We start from the raw sequence: 16,143 nt of genomic DNA, 5'->3' as shown, positions 1-16,143 counted from the left end.
CCCGTGAGCGTCCCCGTGTTCGAGTACCTGCCGGACTTCCGGCCCACCCATGTCGTACCGCGTGCCGGTCTCGCCGCCTGGGAGGCGCCGGACCCGGCGCTGCCCACGGTGCCGCTCGACGGGTTCCTGCCGGTGCGCCTGGAGGAGCGGACCGGCGACTGGGGGCGGGTCCAGTGCTCCAACGGCTGGACGGCGTGGGTCGACGCCCGCCTCCTCGTCTCCGTTCCCGACGACCCTCCGGCGGCGGGAAGGCCGCTCACCAGGACCGCCGACCCGCGCCCGCTGATCGCCCGCGCGGAGGACGCGCTCGGCCGCTACCGGCGCGCCGCCGAGGAGCTGGGGTCGGGCCGCCTCGACGGCGAGCACTTCCGGCTGCGGACCCGGGGCCTGCGGGTGGGCATGGTCGTCGACGGCGAGTCCGTGTGGCTGTACGACGCGGAGCACGAGCGCTGGGTGTACTGCGACGGCGTGGGGCTGAGTACGTACGCCGCTTCGGCCGCGCCCTCGGTCGCCTCCTCCCCCGCCGTCGCCGGATCCGCGTCCGCACCCGAGAAGACCCCTGAGGAACGGACCGGCCCCACGCCCCCCGTGCACAAGCCGACGCAGGTGGCGGTGCGGGGCGACCCGTCCGCCGCCGCGGGGCCGCCACCGCCGACGCAGGTCGTGGCGCGCCCGCACGCCGACGCGCCCCCGCCGACGCAGGTCGTGGAACGCCCGCCCACAGGACCGGTCGGTGAGGGCTGATGGCCGGCGGGCCGCGCGACGACCCCGAGCTCCCGGCGGGCCGCCCCTCGGGGCTCCTCGGCAAGGAGGTCGCGGGCTACCGCGTGGAGGGCGAGATCGGGCGCGGCGGGATGGCGGTCGTCTACCGGGCGCGGGATCTGCGGCTCGGCCGGACGGTGGCGCTGAAGCTGCTCGCCCCCGAGCTGGCCCGTAACGACACCTTCCGCAAGCGCTTCGCGCACGAGTCGCGGGTCGCCGCCTCCATCGACCACCCGCACATCGTGCCGGTCTTCGAGGCGGGCGAGACGGAGGGCGTGCTGTACATCGCGATGCGGTACGTGGCGGGGCAGGACCTGGTGGCGCTGCTCGACCGGGAGGGGCCGCTGCCGCCGGTGAAGGCGGGTCGGATCGCCGTACAGATAGCCTCGGCCCTCGACGCGGCGCACGCGCACGACCTCGTGCACCGGGATGTGAAGCCCGGCAACATCCTGGTCGCCGAGGGCACGGACCGCGACCATCCCGAGCACGTGTACCTCACGGACTTCGGCCTGACGAAGAAGTCCCTGTCGCTCACCGGCTTCACGACGGTGGGCGAGTTCGTCGGCACCCTCGACTACGTGGCACCCGAACAGATCTCGGGGAAGCCGGTGGACGGCCGGTGCGATGTGTACAGCCTGGCGTGCGTGGTCTTCGAGACCCTGGTGGGAGCGCCGCCGTTCCGTCGTGACACCGACTGGGCGGTGCTGTGGGCGCAGCAGTACGACCCGCCGCCCCCGCTCTCCGAGGTACGGCCGGGGCTGCCGGAGGCTGCGGACGCGGTGTTCGCGAGGGCGCTGGCGAAGACGCCGGAGGAGCGGTACGGGACGTGCCTGGAGTTCGTCGCGGAGCTGCGCGCCGCGCTCGCCTCGCTCGGTCCCGCGGGCGGCGGGACGGGGTCGGTGGTGACGAAGGGCCCCGAGCCCCTCGGACCGCCGCGGGACCCGCCGGTGTGGGCGCGGCCGGTGTTCCGGGAGCTGTAGGCCCTCGATCGTGAGCTATTGGTCCTCGATCTCGCCCTTGCGGCGTACCCGCGTGGCGAGGAGCCCGCCGAGGAAGCCGAAGAACAGGCCCCAGAGGAGGGCGAGTCCGACGGTCTTCCAGATGTGGGGGCGCAGGAGCACCTCTCCGCCGAGCGAGCCGAGGTCGCCGATGCCGAGGATCGAGAGGCCGAAGCGGGCCTCGACCAGGGTGAGCGGGACGGCGACCAGCATGGTCAGGGCGAACGCGACCCCCAGGTGCAGGGCGTGCTGCCAGAGCCGGGTCCGGGCCGGGGACCGGACCGCCGCCACGAAGGCGGCGGCGAGGACCAGGACGGCGGCGACGGGGAGCAGCCACCAGGCCCGTGCGTCCTGTGCGGCGAGCGAGTTCAGGTCGACGGTCGAGAGGTCAGGGGTGTCGCGGGTGCCGCCGCCCTGGCGCAGTACGGCGTCCAGGATCTGCGGCATGGGCAGGCCGAAGGGGCCTTCGGCCCGGCCCTCCCAGGAGCCGCCGATGCCCACGCCGAGGGCGAGCCAGGTGACGTTGGGCAGGCCGAGCAGGAGGACGGCGAGGGTTTCGGGGGCGTGGCCCTTGGTCACCGCCACGACCAGGCCGATGACGAGGCCGATTGCCACGTACGCGAGGAGGAGCAGGAGCATCGCGTGGGCGGCGGGCCTGACGGCTTCCTGGTAGCGGACGAGCCGGGGCGGCAGCGGGGCCCGTCGGGAGACGAGGAGCGCGATGACGAGCACGCCGAGGATCCACAGGAGGCCGTAGAACAGGGTGGGCCCGACATCGGTGCGGAAGCCGACGGTGGGGTTCACGGCGTCGAGGAGCTCTCCGAAGAGGTCCGCGAGGTCTCCGGTCTGCTCCCGGCCGCCGCCGATGGTGAGGGGGAAGTCGTGCCGGGCGAGCGCGCAGAGCCCCGCGAGGGCGGCCAGCCAGAGGACGACGGTGCTCGCGGCGCGCAGCAGGAGTTCACGGGAGCTCGCCACGGCGTGGTGGCGCAGCGGGAGCAGGAAGCAGAAACCCGTGACCAGTGCGCCCACCAGGGTGACGGTGAGGGGCATGGCGGTCAGTTCGCCCTGAGTGCCCGCGAGGGAGCCGGCGTCGCCGGAGAGTTCGACCTTGCCGCCCACGGCCATCACGACGACGGCGGCGAGGACGGTGGTGAAGCCGCCGGGCAGGTCGGCCGCGCCCGCGGCCCAGAGGCCGAGACCGGCTGTGACGCCCATCGCGAGGTACCCGGCGACCACAGCCGCCAGGGTTTGGAGGCCGATGCGGGCGAGGGGCCCGGTGGAGGTCGCGGCGGGCCGCGTGGAGGTGGGGGGCCGACTGATCACGCTGACCACGCTAGTACCGGCTACGGACGGCCGCTTGCGGACGACCGCTTGCGGACGACCGTGAAGCTGCCGGGGCTGCGGGGGCCGCCGGGCGCCGGGACTGCCGAATGCCGGGACTGCCGGATGCCCGGACTGCCGCCGGGTGCCGGGGCGCGCGTCCCTCCGCTTGCGGGCGGGCACCGTTCGGCGCACACAATGGGCCCGGAACGGAAGAAAGGGAAAAACGTGACTTCCCACCCGCCGTCCGGCCCTCCGTCGGTCCCTCCCGCAGGTCCCCCCTCCGGCCCCCTCTCGGGTCGGAGCACACGCCCCGGGACCGCCGGTCCGCCGCCACCCGCCGGGCCTCCCCACGACGGTTCGGGGGGAGGCTCGGGCGGCGGCGGTTCCTCCGGCGGCTCAGGGAGCGGCGGCTCGGGCGCTTCCCGCAGCGGCGGCCCCGGCAAGGGCCCCTGGTGGCGCTCCGTCCCGAAGGTCGCCTCGGTCACCGCCGTCGTGGTGGCGGCCGCCGCTCTGGCCGTCGTGCTCACCAGCCGCCCTGACGGTGGCGGCGGCGACACGGGCGGGGCGGGCGGCGGTGAGGTGTTCCTCCAGAACGCCGCCGCCGCGGGACCCGACCCGTTCACCCGGTCGACGGCCCGCACCGGCGGCGCCTCCGCCTCGCCGGCCTCGCTGCCGCCCCGTACCGCGTCGGCCACCACCGAGGTGTCGGGGTCGACACCCGGCCTCTACGGCGGGACGCGGTCGGTGGCCAGCTGCGACGTGGAACAGCAGGTGCGCTACCTCTCCGCCGAGCCCGCGAAGAACACGGCTTTCGCCTCGGTCCTGGGCATCTCCGCGAACGAGGTACCGGCCTATCTCCGCTCCCTGACCCCGCTTCAGCTCCGTGCCGACACCCGGGTGACCAACCACGGCTTCCGGGACGGCGCCGCCACCACGTACCAGGCGGTGCTCCAGGCAGGGACGGCCGTCCTGGTCGACAACCGGGGAGCGCCCCGGGTGCGCTGTGCCTGCGGGAACCCGCTGACCGATCCGGTGGCGCAGAAGGCGCCGAGGACGACGGGGACGCCGTGGCAGGGGTACAGCACCTCCCAGGTCGTCGTCGTGGCGCCCTCGGTGACGGTCGTGAACGTCTTCGTCGTGTACGACCCCGAGGACGAGAAGTGGTTCGCGCGGAAGCACGGCGACACGGGCCGGCAGGACAAGCCGACCCCGCCGCCTCCGCGGCCTCCCTTCGTGTCCCCTACGGCCTCGGCGCCCACGTCGGCCTCCACATCCCCGTCCTCGCCTTCCGACTCCCCGTCGACGGACACGTCCTCGCCGCCGACGTCCCCCTCGGACACGTCTCCGTCGACGGACACGTCCTCGCCCGACTCGTCGCCGCCGACCGAGTCGTCGCCGTCGACCGAGACGTCGGATCCGGGGTCGTCGCCCGCCACGGAGGGTCCGGCGGATCTGACCACCACCAGCGAGGAGGCCGACCGCTCGGCCTCGGTCGGCTCTCCCGCGACCGTCTCCCCGCTGTCACCCCCGGCCGACTCGGCCACGGTCTCGGGCCCAGCCTCGCTTCCGGTCCCCGGTCCGCAGGCGGTGGCCTGACGGCCTGCGCCGCCGGCTGCGGCCGTCAGGTGGCGGCGTCGGGCTGCTGCGGACCGTCGTTCTGCCGGCGCGTCCAGACGATGGCGGCGCGCGTCGCGGTCATGGCGGTGACGATGGCGGTGAAGAGGGCGGTGTAGCGCCGTTTGGCCTCGGTCTCCCAGACGGTGAACCTCCTCTTGTCCGCGGTGACGGTCAGACGCCGGTTGAGCACCTTGCCCGCCGCGTCGGCGTCGTATATCCGGTCGGCGAGATACGTCGGCCAGGTGGCCGCTCCCGCCGCCGTCGCCATGTCCGCGGGGACCGCCCACGTGCCCCCGCCGCATGCGGAGGCCAAGGCCTTGAGCTCGTCACTGAAATCGCCGAACGTGGCGGAGTTCGCGTCGGACCCCGAGGTCGAGTGCTCCGGGAGAGTGGCGATGTAGGACATGAAGTCGGAGCCCTTGTCCGGGTGTCCGTACTCCTTGGCGGCTGCGGCGGCAGCGGTCAGGGCCGCCAACGCGTCCTTGCGTGCCTGGTGGAGAGGGGCGAACTGCGTCCTCAGCGTCTTCACGATGGTCGTCTTCGTATCGTCGTCCACGCCCGCGAAGAACGTGCTCCACGCGTTCTCGAGGAGGGTACAGACATCGCCCGCAGTGGTGTCGAGCGAGTTGAAGACGTGGTCCCCCTGGCGCTTGCCTCCCTGGGAGGCCGCCGCCTTCCCCGAGGTGCCCTCCCCGTTGTTCTTCCTGTCGTTCCTCACGCGCTGCACCACCGCCGTGGAACCGCCGGGCGTCCCGGCGGGTGCCCGCTGGACGGCCGTCTCCTGCGCCCAGGGGTGCCCCGCCTGCCGGAGCAGCTGCACGACGGCGGCGTTTCCCGCGAGGCGCTGGATTTCCGGGAGCCCGGGCCGCTCCGCCGGAGCCCGGCCTCCCAGCCGGTCGGGCTTCCTGACGGCAGACGCCTGGTCCGGCCTCTGGTCGTGCCTCATGGGGTGCCTTTCGTCGGGTACCGGACGTACCCGAGCCCATCGGTAGGGCGGCATGCGGGAGAAGGGCCGTGAGGGCAGCATCCGGGGCACGTACCCCTGCCCGAGGACACGCGCGGCTCGCGGCCGCGGATGGTGCCGTGGAGCACGGCGGCCCGGCCGGGCACGAGGTGTTATTCGGATGCCCGCTCGCGGAGATCCGTGTACGGTCCACCGAGTGGAAGCACTGACCGACAAACAGATCCGTTCGTCCTTCGTGAACTGCACGAAGGGCGAGGCGGCGCGCCTCAAGCTGCCGCTCGACTTCGCCGAACTCCCCTGGGAGGACCTGGACTTCCTGGGCTGGGTCGACCCGGGCGCGCCGCTGCGCGCGCACCTGGTCGTCCCGCGCGCGGACGGGCCGGTCGGCGTGACCCTGCGCGTGCCGGCCTCCGGCCGCACCAGCGCCGTGAAGTCGAGCATGTGCCAGGTCTGTCTGACCGGGCACGCCTCCTCGGGTGTGACGCTCCTCGTGGCGCCCCTCGCCGGCAGCCGTGGCCGCGAGGGGAACACGGTCGGTATCTACCTCTGCGCCGACCTGGCCTGCTCCCTGTACGTGCGGGGCAGGCGGCTGCCGAAGCTGCGCGGCGGGCGCCACGAGGAGTCCCTCACGCTCGACGAGCAGGTCGCCCGTCTGACGGGCAACCTGGACGCGTTCGTCGGCCGGGTGACGTCGGGCTGAGCCGGGCCGGGCCGGGATCGGCGTGACGGCCACGGGCCGGGCCGGGGTGAGATCGGCGTCACGGCGACGGGCCTGGCCGTGCTCGGCTCAGCGGAAGGCCTGCTCGCCGGTGAGCGCCTTGCCGATGACCAGGGAGTGGACCTCGCTCGTGCCCTCGTAGGTGAGCACCGACTCCAGGTTGTTGGCATGGCGCAGCACCGGGTACTCCAGGGTGATGCCGTTGGCGCCCAGGATCGTGCGGCACTCGCGGGCGATGGCGATGGCCTCCCGGACGTTGTTCAGCTTGCCGACGCTGACCTGCTCGGGGGTGAGCGCGCCCGCGTCCTTGAGCCGTCCCAGGTGGAGGGCGAGCAGCATGCCCTTGCCGAGTTCGACGGACATGTCGGCGAGCTTCTGCTGCGTCAGCTGGTACGAGGCGAGGGAGCGGTCGAAGACGATCCGGTCGCGGGCGTACGAGATCGCCGTCTCCAGGCAGTCGCGGGCGGCGCCGAGCGCGCCGAACACGATGCCGAAGCGGGCCTCGTTGAGGCAGCCGAGCGGGCCGGAGAGACCGCGGGCGTCCGGCAGCATCGCATCGGCCGGGAGGCGTACGTCCTCCAGGACCAGTTCACTGGTGACGCTCGCGCGCAGGGACAGCTTCTGCTTGATCTCCGGGGCGCTGAAGCCGGGAGTGCCGGCCGGGACGAGGAAGCCGCGCACGCCGTCCTCGGTGCGGGCCCAGACGACGGCCACATCGGCCACGGAGCCGTTGGTGATCCACATCTTGGTGCCGTTGAGGATCCAGTCGGAGCCGTCGCGCTTGGCGTTGGTCCGCATGGCGCCCGGGTCCGAGCCCGCGTCGGGCTCGGTGAGGCCGAAGCAGCCGATGTACTCGCCCGCCGCCATCCGCGGCAGCCAGCGCTGCTTCTGCTCCTCGGAGCCGTACTTCCAGATGGCGTACATGGCGAGGGAGCCCTGTACGGAGACCAGGGAGCGCAGGCCCGAGTCGACGGCCTCCAGCTCCAGACAGGCGAGGCCGTACGCGACGGAGCCGGTGCCCGCGCAGCCGTAGCCCTCCAGGTGCATGCCGAGCACGCCGAGGGAACCGAGGGTGCGGGCCAGTTCCCGGGCGGGGATCTCGCCCTTCTCGAACCAGCCGGCGACGTGCGGGCGCAGCTCGCGGTCGGCGACGGCGCGCACGGTTCGGCGGATCTCGCGCTCCTCGTCGGTCAGCAGTCCGTCGACGGCGAGCAGGTCGAAGGGGTGGACGGGGGCGGTGCTGGACTGCGGCGACTTCACGGACGGCCTCCTGGCGGCTGTGGCGACTCGGCGTGCCGAAGCGTAGCGCCAGATCGGATATTGGATCCAGTATTGAAAATCCGATATCCGGGCCGTACGGTCCGACCGACCGGATCCGATCGATTGGATCCGATCGCCGGTGAGGGAGAGCGGAATGCGCGCAGATCAGCCTGGCACACCGACGTCCGAGGGCGGCGCCCTCTCCGGGATCGTCGTCGCCGACTTCGGCCGGGTCCTCGCCGGGCCGTACATGACGATGCTCCTCGCCGACCTGGGCGCCGACGTCATCAAGATCGAGCGTCCGGGTTCCGGCGACGACACGCGCGCGTGGGGGCCGCCGTTCGCCGCCGGGGAGGCCACGTACTTCCTCGGGGTGAACCGGAACAAGCGCTCCGTCGCCCTCGACCTCACGGACCCCGAGGACCTGGCGGCGGCACGCGCGATCGTGGCCCGGGCGGACGTCCTGGTGGAGAACTTCCGTCCCGGCACCATGGAGAAGCTCGGCCTCGGCTACGAGGACGTCCGGGCGGCCAACCCCGGGCTCGTCTACTGCTCCGTGACCGGTTTCGGCACCGCGGAGGGCGCCCGGCTGCCCGGTTACGACCTGCTCGTCCAGGCCATGGGCGGTCTCATGAGCGTGACGGGCGAACCGGGCGGTCAGGGGACGAAGGCCGGGGTCGCGCTGGTCGACGTCATCACCGGGCTCCACGCGGGCCTCGGCGTCCTCGCCGCCCTCCGGCACCGGGAACGAACCGGCGAGGGCCAGCGGGTCGAGGTCTCCCTCCTCTCCTCGCTCCTCTCGGCGCTCACCAACCAGGCGGCCGCCCACCTCGGGGCCGGGGTCGTACCGCGCGCGATGGGCAACCGGCACCCGAGCATCGCCCCGTACGAGGTGTTCGAGGCCCAGGACCGGCCACTCGTCCTCGCCGTGGGCAACGACCGGCAGTTCGGGGCCCTCTGCGAGCGGCTCGGCCTGCCGGGGCTCGCCGGGGATCCCCGTTTCGCCACCAACACGGCCCGGGTCGCCCACCGGGAGGAGCTGGTCGCGGCGCTCGTCGGGCCGCTCGGCGCCCGTACGGCCGACAGCTGGTTCGAGGAGCTCACGGCGGCCGGCGTGCCGTGCGGGCCGATCAACGACCTGGCCGCCGCGTTCGACCTCGCCGACCGGCTGGGGCTCGCCCCCCGGGTCCCGGAGTCCGCGGCCGGTCCCGGCCAGGTCGCCCACCCGATCCGGCTCGACGCGACGCCGCCCACGTACCGCGCCGCTCCCCCGCGCCTCGGCGAACACACGGACGGCCTGCTGGAGGAGCTGGGACGGCCTGTCCACAGGGGCTCAGCGGCGAACGGACGCACGTAGGAAGATGGTCGGCACCGGCGCAGGAATGCGCGGGTGGGCGACACGAGGGAACGGAAGGTCACAGGCGATGAGCAGCGCGGTGCAGAAGAGGCGGCCGCAGACCGCCCAGCAGTTCGTCCTGGAGGAACTGCGGCGCGCCATCACCAGCGGGGAACTCAGGCCCGGCGGGCAGATCCGGCAGGACGCGCTCGCGGCCCGGTTCGAGGTGAGCCGGGTGCCGCTGCGCGAGGCGTTGAAGGCCCTGGAGGCCGAGGGCCTGGTCGTCCATCACATTCACCGGGGCTACTTCGTCGCGGAGCTGTCGCTCGACGACCTCGAGGAGATCTACCGGATCCGTGAGCTCCTGGAGACGGAGGCCGTGCGCATGGCCGTCCGGTGGATGCCGGACGGCACGGTGGCCACCCTCGAACGCATCCAGCGCGAGGTGGAACGGGCCGCCGACGAGGGTGACGTGCCGGGGATGGCCGCGGCGAACCGGCTCTTCCACTTCACCCTGATCGAGGCGTCGGGCATGCCGCGCCTGGTCCGCCTCATCGCGACCCTGTGGGACTCCACCGACGCGTACCGCTCGCTCTACTACACCGAGGGACCGCACCGGAAGCAGGCCGTGCGCGAGCACCGCGCCGTCATCTCCGCGCTCCGCCACGGCGACGAGGAGGCCACCGTCCGATGGCTCGACGAACACCGGGCCCACGCGGTGGCGGCGCTGCGCGAAGTCCTGGGCCGGGACCTCGGCTGAGGCGGTTACACCGGCCGTGGCTCTCGCCTACCCTGGCGCCGGACGCGAGGAGGAATCATGGGGCGGATGCCGTCGGCCGAACGACGCAGGCAGCTGGTCGAGGCGGCGATCAGGGCGATGACCAGGGACGGAGTCGCCCGGACCACGACCCGGTCGATCTGCGCCGAGGCCGGGGTGTCGCTGAGTGTCTTCCACTACTGCTTCGAGTCCAAGCAAGCGCTCCTGGAGGCGGCGATCGAGACGATCACCGGCAACTACGTGGCGCGGGTGATGTCGGCGGTCGAGCCGGGCGCCACGCTGCGGGAGACCGTACGCGGGGCGCTCCAGACGTACTGGGACCACGTCACGGCCCACCCCGGTGAGCACATGCTGACGTACGACCTCACCCAGTACGCCCTGCGGGAGCCGGGGTTCGAGCATCTGGCGCGCGCCCAGTACGAGCAGTACACGCTCTCGGCGGGCGCCCTGGTCGAGCAGGTCCTCGCACTGCGGGGCCTTGAGCCGAGGGTGCCGGTGGAGACGATCGCGCGGTATCTGGCGGCGGTGATCGACGGGCTCACTCTGCAGTTCCTCGTCCTCGGCGACGACAAGGCGGCCGCGCAGCAGCTCGATCTGTCGGCTGATCAGCTGGTGGTCCTGATCGAGGGGTGACGGCCCCGGCGGCGGGCCCGGTCCGGACCCGGCGGCCTCTCCCGCCCGTCAACAGGTCATCTGTCCCGGACTATTGACTCGATCCACCGACACCGCGATCCTCGGGGCGCCCGGTACACCCCCACCGACCGGAGGCATCGCTGACCATGACTCGACCCCACTCGCGCGGGACCGGCGGCCGATCCGCCCTCCTGGCGCTGTTCCTCGCCCTGGCCGCCGTCCTCTTCGGCTCCGGCCCCGTCCCCGCGGCGGACGCCGCCGGTTCGTGGTGGGAGCCCACGTCCCGGCCCGCCGCCGACTCGCGGATCGACGTCACGGGCGCGCCGTTCACGGGAACGGACGCGCAGGGGAAGGTGCGCGGATTCGTCGACGCGCACAACCACCTGATGTCCGACGAGGGCTTCGGCGGCAGGCTGATCTGCGGCAAGACGTTCGCCACGGGCGGCGCCGCCGAGGCGCTCAAGGACTGCCCCGAGCACTACCCCGACGGTTCGGGCGCGCTGTTCGAGAACATCACCGGCGGCTCCGACGGCCATCACGACCCGGTCGGCTGGCCGACGTTCAAGGACTGGCCCGCCCACGACTCGCTGACGCACCAGCAGAACTACTACGCGTGGGTGGAGCGGGCCTGGCGCGGCGGGCAGCGCGTGCTCGTCAACGACCTGGTGACGAACGGCCTGATCTGCTCGATCCTGCCCCGGGACCGCAGCTGCGACGAGATGACGTCGATCCGCCTCCAGGCCCGTAAGACGTACGAGCTCCAGGACTACGTCGACGGGCTGTACGGCGGCCCAGGCAAGGGCTGGTTCCGTATCGTCACCTCGGCCGCGCAGGCGCGTTCGGTGGTAGAGCAGGGCAAGCTCGCGGTCGTCCTCGGCGTGGAGACCTCGGAGCCGTTCGGCTGCAAGATGATCCTCGACGTGGCCCAGTGCGACAAGGAGGACATCGACCGCGGCCTGGACGAGCTGTACGGGCTCGGGGTGCGCAGCATGTTCCTCTGCCACAAGTTCGACAACGCGCTGTGCGGTGTCCGCTTCGACTCGGGGACCATCGGCACGGCGGTCAACATCGGCCAGTTCCTGTCGACGGGCACCTTCTGGGCCACCGAGAAGTGCGCGGGCCCGCAGCACGACAACCCGATCGGTCTGGCGGCCGCCCCGGTGATGGCCTCCAAGCTGCCGCCCGGCGTGAGCGTCCCCTCGTACGCCTCCGACGCCCGGTGCAACACCCGCGGTCTGAGCCGGCTCGGCGAGTACGCGCTGCGGGGCATGATGGACCGGGGCATGATGCTGGAGCTCGACCACATGAGCGTCAAGGCGGCCGGGCGGGCGCTCGACATCCTGGAGTCCGAGGAATACCCGGGCGTTCTCTCCACCCACAGCTGGATGGACCTGGACTGGACCGAACGGCTCTACCGCCTGGGCGGCTTCGTCGCCCAGTACATGCACGGCGCGGAGGGCTTCATCGGGGAGGCCGGGCAGAAGGCGGACCTGCGCGAGAAGTACGGGGTCGGCCTCGGCTACGGCACGGACATGAACGGGGTCGGCGGCTGGCCGGGCCCGGTCGGGGCGGGCGCGCCGAACGCGGTGAAGTACCCCTTCCGGAGTTTCGACGGCGGTTCGGTGATCGACCGGCAGGTGACGGGCGAGCGCCCCTGGGACCTCAACACCGACGGCGCCGCGCACAACGGTCTGGTGCCGGACTGGATCGAGCAGATCCGGCTCACGGCCGGCGGGCCCGGAGTCGTGGACGAACTGGCCGGTGGCGCCGAGTCGTACCTGACCACCTGGAAGTCGACCGAGGACCACCAGCCCGGCGTCAACCTCGCTGCGGGCGCGGCCTCTTCGGCCAGTTCGTCGGAGTGGAACCCGTTCACGAGCTACGCCCCGGGGCGTGCCGTCGACGGCGACGTGGGCACGCGCTGGGCGAGCGACTGGTCGGACGACCAGTGGATGGGCGTGGACCTCGGGGCCGTACGCCGGGTCGGCCGGGTCACGCTCGACTGGGAACGGGCGTACGCGCGTCAGTACCGGATCGACGTGTCCGAGAACGGCGCGGACTGGCGGACGGTGTGGTCCACGGACGCCGGGGACGGCGGGTACGACACGGCGGTGTTCTCGTCGACGTCGGCCCGCTACGTACGGATCCATGGGGAACGGCGGGCGACCACGTGGGGGTACTCGCTCCACGAGGTCGCGGTCCACAGGGCCTGAGAGCCGTACGGGAACGGGGCCGGCCCTGTAGCCGGCCCCGTTCCCGGCGGTCAACTCCCGTTCGCGCCGGTCCAGTCGGCGGGGATGCGGGCGAGCCGTACGCGCTGGGGATGGTCGCCGACGTCCACGGAGGCCACCCGCTGCCCGGTGGCGAAGTCGATCGCGGTCACCCGGTCGGCGCCGCTCTCGGAGACGACGCAGGACCGCCCGTCGCCGCTCACGGTCGCCCAGTACGGCTTGGAGGCCTCGACGAGCGGGCCCTCCTGGAGGGTGGCGCGGTCGACCACCGTGGCGTAGTCGTCCATCGTGCCCGCGACGCAGAGCTTGGTGCCGTCGGGGCTCATCGAAAGGCCGTGATGGCGCGAGTCGTTGACCCAGGTGGTGCGGTCGGGATCGGTCGCCGGGTTGCCGGGGAGGGCCTTGACGCGGGTGATCCTGTCCGTGGCGATGTCGTACTCCAGGAAGCCGTTGAGGAAGGAGACCTGGAAGTAGAGCTTCTTCTCGTCCGGTGTGAAGACGAGCGGGCGGACGGCGTCGGAGAGGTCACCGCGTCCGAAGGCATCGAGGCGTCCGCGCATGTCGATGACGCGGACGGTCTCGAAGGTGCGGGAGTCGACGACGGTGATACGGCGGTCGCCCTTGGTCCAGTCGAGCCAGGGCGCGTCGAGCGCGGTGGTGACCTCGCCGATGGACATGTTCCACAGGAGTCCGTCGGAGGTGAAGACGTTCTCGTGCGGCTTGTCACCCGTCTTGAAGGAGCCGAGTTCGCGGCCGGTGGTGATGTCGAGGACGTGGACCGTGTTCGCCGTGGACGCGGAGACGGCGACGCGGGTGCCATCGGGCGAGACGGCCATGTGGTCGGCGCGGTAACCGGCCACGGGGAAGCGCCAGTTGACGCGCCCGGTGCGCAGGTCGAGGGAGACGACGTCGGCGAAGCTGGGCCGGGAGACGACCATCGCGGAGCCGTCGGGGGTCGCGTACATGTCGTCGACGAACTGGTCGTGGCCCTCCCCCGGGCCGTTGCGGACGCCGAGGAAGAAGGCGAGTTTCACGGGGTTGAGATAGATCTCCCGGAGGCGCTGCTCCTTGTCGGGGATCACGTTCAGACGGCCGATGCGGTGGAAGTCGCCCTGGGAGGCGATGACGTCGGCCGTCCCGTCCCAGTTGTTGCCGACGAACATCGCCTCGCGGAGCCCGGCGGGCGACGCCGTCCCCTCGGGGGCGGCCGAACCGGTGCCACCGACGGTGGCGACGAGTGCGAGGGCGACCGCGACGGCCGCGGTGTGGCGGCGGGGCCCGGGGCGGGGAGGGCGGGGGCGGGGAGAGGGCATGCGGGGGTCCTTCTTCCGGCTCGCAGGGTTGCGCCTGGGGTGGCTTACCCGAAGTAACCATGGACATGACAAGTCTCGCAAGCCCTTCCCCCGCCCGTTTTCCGCACATGTGCGACTCGGACGGCTCCCGGTAGGAGATCATGGGATCCGGAACCCAGAAGGGACGGAACGGACGATGAGGCACCGCAGTGTCGCCGACCTGATGACGCCGACCGCGGTGGCGGTGCAGCCCGGGACGCCGTTCAAGGAGATCGCGCGGCTCCTCGACGAGTACGGCATCACCGCGGTCCCCGTGGTCGACGAGGAGAACCGGCCGGTGGGCGTGGTCTCCGAGGCGGACCTGCTCCGGCGGCACACGGCGAAGGACGGGCCGAGCACGGCGGAGGCCATGATGTCGAGTCCCGTCGTGACGGCCCGGCCCTCCTGGACGGCGGTCGAGGCGGCTCGCCTGATGGAGCGGCACCGGGTGAAGCGGCTGCCGGTGGTGGACGCGGAGGGACGGCTGATCGGGGTGCTGAGCCGGAGCGATCTGCTCCAGCTGTTCCTGCGGAGGGACCGCTCGATCCAGGAGGAGATCCGCGAGGACGTGGTCGTCCGCATCCTGCGCCTCTCCCCCTCCGCCGTACACATCGACGTCGACGAGGGCCGGGTGACGCTCAGCGGCACCCTGGACCGCCCGGGGCTCGGCCCGATCCTCGTCCGGCTGTGCGAGACGGTGGACGGGGTGGTGGAGGTCGCGGACCGGCTCGCGTACGAGGAGATCGAGGGCACGGAGGACGCGGCGGAGGGCATGGGGAACGCGGCGCGAGCCGAGGGTGCGGCCGAGGGCGCGGCCGAGGACATGGAGAACGCGGCGAAAGCCGAAGGCGCGGCGGGAGCGGCCGAGGGCGTGGCGGGAGCCGAAGGCGCGGACCAGCGACCGGCGGGCGCCTGACAGCTGCCCGCCGGGCCCTCGCCGCGGGCGGCGGTCCCGTCAGGAGACCGCCTCCGGCCAGCCGTATCCGGGGCCGGTGTGCTGGGGTACGGTCCCCGCGCCCACCGCCTCCATCTCCCGGTTGGCCTCGCGCATGAGCTTGCCGGCCAGGTCCTTCATCGCCCGGCTCGCGGCGAGCTCGTCACCGATCGCCGGCACGTCCACGTCCGCCGGGTTGCACCGGGCGGAGCCGTGGCCCGTGAGGGTCGAGTTCCCGGTGCTCAGCCGGGCCTCGGCGTTGGTCCTGCCGCCCTCCTCGACCAGTTCCACGCCGACCGTCCATTCCAGGTTGCGGGTCATGGCCTGCCTCCTCGTACACCGGGCCGTGCGGACATCGAAGCGCGGCCCCTTCCTCTCCCTCCAGGATCCATCCACGGAGGCCGGGGCGCACGGGGACGGCCGCGGGTTCCACCACCCCCGCGGCCGGAGTCAGCCGCGCAGGTGCGAGGCTCCGTTGAGGTCGAGGATCGTGCCGGACGACCATTCGGCGGCGGGAGAGGCCAGCCAGAGGACCGCGGCCGCGATCTCGGCGGGCTCGGCGACCCGGCCGAAGGGGCTCTGGGCGAGGATCGCGGCTCCCTCGGGCCCTTCCAGGCGGGGCGCGACACGCTCCGTGGCGAAGAAGCCGGGCGCGACCGAGGCGACGGCGATCCCGTACGGGGCGAGAGAGACCGCGAGCGACTGGCCGAGGGCGTGGACGGCGGCCTTGGTCGCCCCGTAGGCCGGGTGGTCGGGTTCGCCGCGGAAGGCGCCCCGGGAGCCGATGTTGACGATCCGGCCGCCCGAGCCCTGGTCGATCATCCGGCGAGCGGCGAGATGGCTGAGGTTCGCCGTGGCGAGCAGGTTCACGGACACGTGCCGCTGCCAGACCGCCACCCACTCCTCGTACGGCGTCTCGGCGAGCGGGTGGCGGACGTTCACCGCCGCGTTGTTGACCAGGACGTCGATCCCGCCGAGCGCCTCGGCCGCCGTGTCGACCACGGCCACGGCTCCGGCCGGGTCCGCGAGGTCGCCTCCGACCAGGGTGTGCCCCGTGCCGTCGAGTGAGTCCAGGGTCGCGCGGGCCTCGTCGGCGCGCGAGCCGAAGTGGACGGCGACCCGGTCGCCGTTGGCCGCGAACACCTGGGCGACGGCCCGCCCGAGACCGCGGGAGGCACCGCTGACAAGGACGCGGCGGCCAGATGCGGGCAGGTTCATGAGGATGCCTTCCGGTCGGGTACGTACCCCCGGGCATTCT

Annotated in this window: 15 protein-coding genes; 9 read left to right on the top strand and 6 right to left on the bottom strand. The window is 72.8% G+C overall.

Going from position 1 to position 16,143, the window contains the following annotated elements; genetic code table 11:
* The first annotated feature begins 3 nt into the window (after positions 1-3).
* Both ACIRB7_RS11850 and ACIRB7_RS11845 read left to right on the top strand, forming a co-directional pair.
* The gene (locus tag ACIRB7_RS11850) at positions 4-744 is read left to right on the top strand and encodes a hypothetical protein (RefSeq protein WP_403595924.1); all 741 of its coding nucleotides are present in this window, start codon (positions 4-6) and stop codon (positions 742-744) included.
* Positions 744-1,742 carry a serine/threonine-protein kinase gene (locus ACIRB7_RS11845; RefSeq protein WP_403595921.1) on the top strand — a complete coding sequence of 333 codons (999 nt, stop codon included), beginning with the start codon at positions 744-746 and terminating at the stop codon, positions 1,740-1,742. Before ACIRB7_RS11850 ends, ACIRB7_RS11845 begins: the two co-directional genes overlap by 1 nt.
* 15 nt (positions 1,743-1,757) lie before the next feature.
* On the opposite strand, the gene ACIRB7_RS11840 is transcribed toward ACIRB7_RS11845, so the two are convergent.
* On the bottom strand, positions 1,758-3,092 hold the full coding sequence (locus ACIRB7_RS11840) for a streptophobe family protein (protein ID WP_403595918.1): 1,335 nt from the start codon (positions 3,090-3,092) through the stop codon (positions 1,758-1,760).
* A 186-nt stretch (positions 3,093-3,278) separates the two neighbouring features.
* Between ACIRB7_RS11840 and ACIRB7_RS11835 the strand changes: the two genes are divergently transcribed.
* Positions 3,279-4,679, top strand: coding sequence for a DUF6777 domain-containing protein (locus tag ACIRB7_RS11835; RefSeq protein WP_403595915.1), 1,401 nt, complete (start codon positions 3,279-3,281; stop codon positions 4,677-4,679).
* Between the two features lie 25 nt (positions 4,680-4,704).
* On the opposite strand, the gene ACIRB7_RS11830 is transcribed toward ACIRB7_RS11835, so the two are convergent.
* Positions 4,705-5,646 (bottom strand): hypothetical protein, encoded by a 942-nt coding sequence (locus ACIRB7_RS11830; protein ID WP_403595912.1) that lies wholly within the window; start codon positions 5,644-5,646, stop codon positions 4,705-4,707.
* A gap of 178 nt (positions 5,647-5,824) precedes the next feature.
* Here ACIRB7_RS11830 and ACIRB7_RS11825 point away from each other — a divergent pair, with 178 nt between their 5' ends.
* Complete coding sequence (locus ACIRB7_RS11825; RefSeq protein ID WP_403595909.1) at positions 5,825-6,364, top strand: FBP domain-containing protein; 540 nt, start codon at positions 5,825-5,827, stop codon at positions 6,362-6,364.
* A gap of 87 nt (positions 6,365-6,451) precedes the next feature.
* Here ACIRB7_RS11825 and ACIRB7_RS11820 read toward each other — a convergent pair whose 3' ends face one another.
* Positions 6,452-7,642 carry an acyl-CoA dehydrogenase family protein gene (locus ACIRB7_RS11820; RefSeq protein ID WP_403595906.1) on the bottom strand — a complete coding sequence of 397 codons (1,191 nt, stop codon included), beginning with the start codon at positions 7,640-7,642 and terminating at the stop codon, positions 6,452-6,454.
* Positions 7,643-7,796: 154 nt separating this feature from the next.
* Here ACIRB7_RS11820 and ACIRB7_RS11815 point away from each other — a divergent pair, with 154 nt between their 5' ends.
* The 4 genes from ACIRB7_RS11815 to ACIRB7_RS11800 all read left to right on the top strand — a co-directional run bounded on the left by ACIRB7_RS11815 (position 7,797) and on the right by ACIRB7_RS11800 (position 12,602).
* A complete protein-coding gene (locus ACIRB7_RS11815) occupies positions 7,797-8,999 on the top strand; it encodes a CaiB/BaiF CoA transferase family protein (RefSeq protein ID WP_403595903.1) in 1,203 nt (400 codons plus the stop codon).
* Between the two features lie 67 nt (positions 9,000-9,066).
* Positions 9,067-9,738 carry a GntR family transcriptional regulator gene (locus ACIRB7_RS11810; protein WP_403595901.1) on the top strand — a complete coding sequence of 224 codons (672 nt, stop codon included), beginning with the start codon at positions 9,067-9,069 and terminating at the stop codon, positions 9,736-9,738.
* A 57-nt stretch (positions 9,739-9,795) separates the two neighbouring features.
* Positions 9,796-10,389: a TetR/AcrR family transcriptional regulator gene (locus ACIRB7_RS11805; protein WP_403595898.1), complete on the top strand. Its 594-nt coding sequence runs from the start codon at positions 9,796-9,798 to the stop codon at positions 10,387-10,389.
* Between the two features lie 146 nt (positions 10,390-10,535).
* On the top strand, positions 10,536-12,602 hold the full coding sequence (locus tag ACIRB7_RS11800) for a discoidin domain-containing protein (RefSeq protein WP_403595896.1): 2,067 nt from the start codon (positions 10,536-10,538) through the stop codon (positions 12,600-12,602).
* A 50-nt stretch (positions 12,603-12,652) separates the two neighbouring features.
* Here ACIRB7_RS11800 and ACIRB7_RS11795 read toward each other — a convergent pair whose 3' ends face one another.
* Positions 12,653-13,933, bottom strand: coding sequence for a YncE family protein (locus tag ACIRB7_RS11795; RefSeq protein ID WP_403595893.1), 1,281 nt, complete (start codon positions 13,931-13,933; stop codon positions 12,653-12,655).
* Positions 13,934-14,108: 175 nt separating this feature from the next.
* On the opposite strand from ACIRB7_RS11795, the gene ACIRB7_RS11790 reads away from it, so the two are divergent.
* A complete protein-coding gene (locus ACIRB7_RS11790; protein ID WP_403595891.1) occupies positions 14,109-14,867 on the top strand; it encodes a CBS domain-containing protein in 759 nt (252 codons plus the stop codon).
* Positions 14,868-14,906: 39 nt separating this feature from the next.
* Here ACIRB7_RS11790 and ACIRB7_RS11785 read toward each other — a convergent pair whose 3' ends face one another.
* Entirely contained in the window at positions 14,907-15,206 is a 300-nt protein-coding gene (locus ACIRB7_RS11785) for a DUF1876 domain-containing protein (RefSeq protein ID WP_403595889.1), read from the bottom strand.
* A gap of 129 nt (positions 15,207-15,335) precedes the next feature.
* Positions 15,336-16,103, bottom strand: coding sequence for an SDR family NAD(P)-dependent oxidoreductase (locus ACIRB7_RS11780; protein ID WP_403595887.1), 768 nt, complete (start codon positions 16,101-16,103; stop codon positions 15,336-15,338).
* Between the last annotated feature and the right edge of the window lie 40 nt (positions 16,104-16,143).

Source organism: Streptomyces sp. NPDC093795 (genome assembly GCF_044764665.1).
GTDB lineage: Bacteria > Actinomycetota > Actinomycetes > Streptomycetales > Streptomycetaceae > Streptomyces.
This window is presented reverse-complemented; position numbering and strand designations above follow the sequence as displayed.

Excerpts from the sequence above, each read along its gene's own strand:
- ACIRB7_RS11795 (WP_403595893.1), bottom strand. The coding sequence starts at position 13,933 with ATGCCCTCTCCCCGCCCCCGCCCTCCCCGCCCCGGGCCCCGCCGCCAC.
- ACIRB7_RS11815 (WP_403595903.1), top strand. The coding sequence starts at position 7,797 with ATGCGCGCAGATCAGCCTGGCACACCGACGTCCGAGGGCGGCGCCCTC.
- ACIRB7_RS11835 (WP_403595915.1), top strand. The coding sequence starts at position 3,279 with ATGGGCCCGGAACGGAAGAAAGGGAAAAACGTGACTTCCCACCCGCCG.
- ACIRB7_RS11845 (WP_403595921.1), top strand. The coding sequence starts at position 744 with ATGGCCGGCGGGCCGCGCGACGACCCCGAGCTCCCGGCGGGCCGCCCC.
- ACIRB7_RS11800 (WP_403595896.1), top strand. The coding sequence starts at position 10,536 with ATGACTCGACCCCACTCGCGCGGGACCGGCGGCCGATCCGCCCTCCTG.
- ACIRB7_RS11780 (WP_403595887.1), bottom strand. The coding sequence starts at position 16,103 with ATGAACCTGCCCGCATCTGGCCGCCGCGTCCTTGTCAGCGGTGCCTCC.
- ACIRB7_RS11810 (WP_403595901.1), top strand. The coding sequence starts at position 9,067 with ATGAGCAGCGCGGTGCAGAAGAGGCGGCCGCAGACCGCCCAGCAGTTC.
- ACIRB7_RS11825 (WP_403595909.1), top strand. The coding sequence starts at position 5,825 with ATGCCCGCTCGCGGAGATCCGTGTACGGTCCACCGAGTGGAAGCACTG.
- ACIRB7_RS11785 (WP_403595889.1), bottom strand. The coding sequence starts at position 15,206 with ATGACCCGCAACCTGGAATGGACGGTCGGCGTGGAACTGGTCGAGGAG.
- ACIRB7_RS11830 (WP_403595912.1), bottom strand. The coding sequence starts at position 5,646 with ATGAGGCACGACCAGAGGCCGGACCAGGCGTCTGCCGTCAGGAAGCCC.
- ACIRB7_RS11790 (WP_403595891.1), top strand. The coding sequence starts at position 14,109 with ATGAGGCACCGCAGTGTCGCCGACCTGATGACGCCGACCGCGGTGGCG.
- ACIRB7_RS11805 (WP_403595898.1), top strand. The coding sequence starts at position 9,796 with ATGGGGCGGATGCCGTCGGCCGAACGACGCAGGCAGCTGGTCGAGGCG.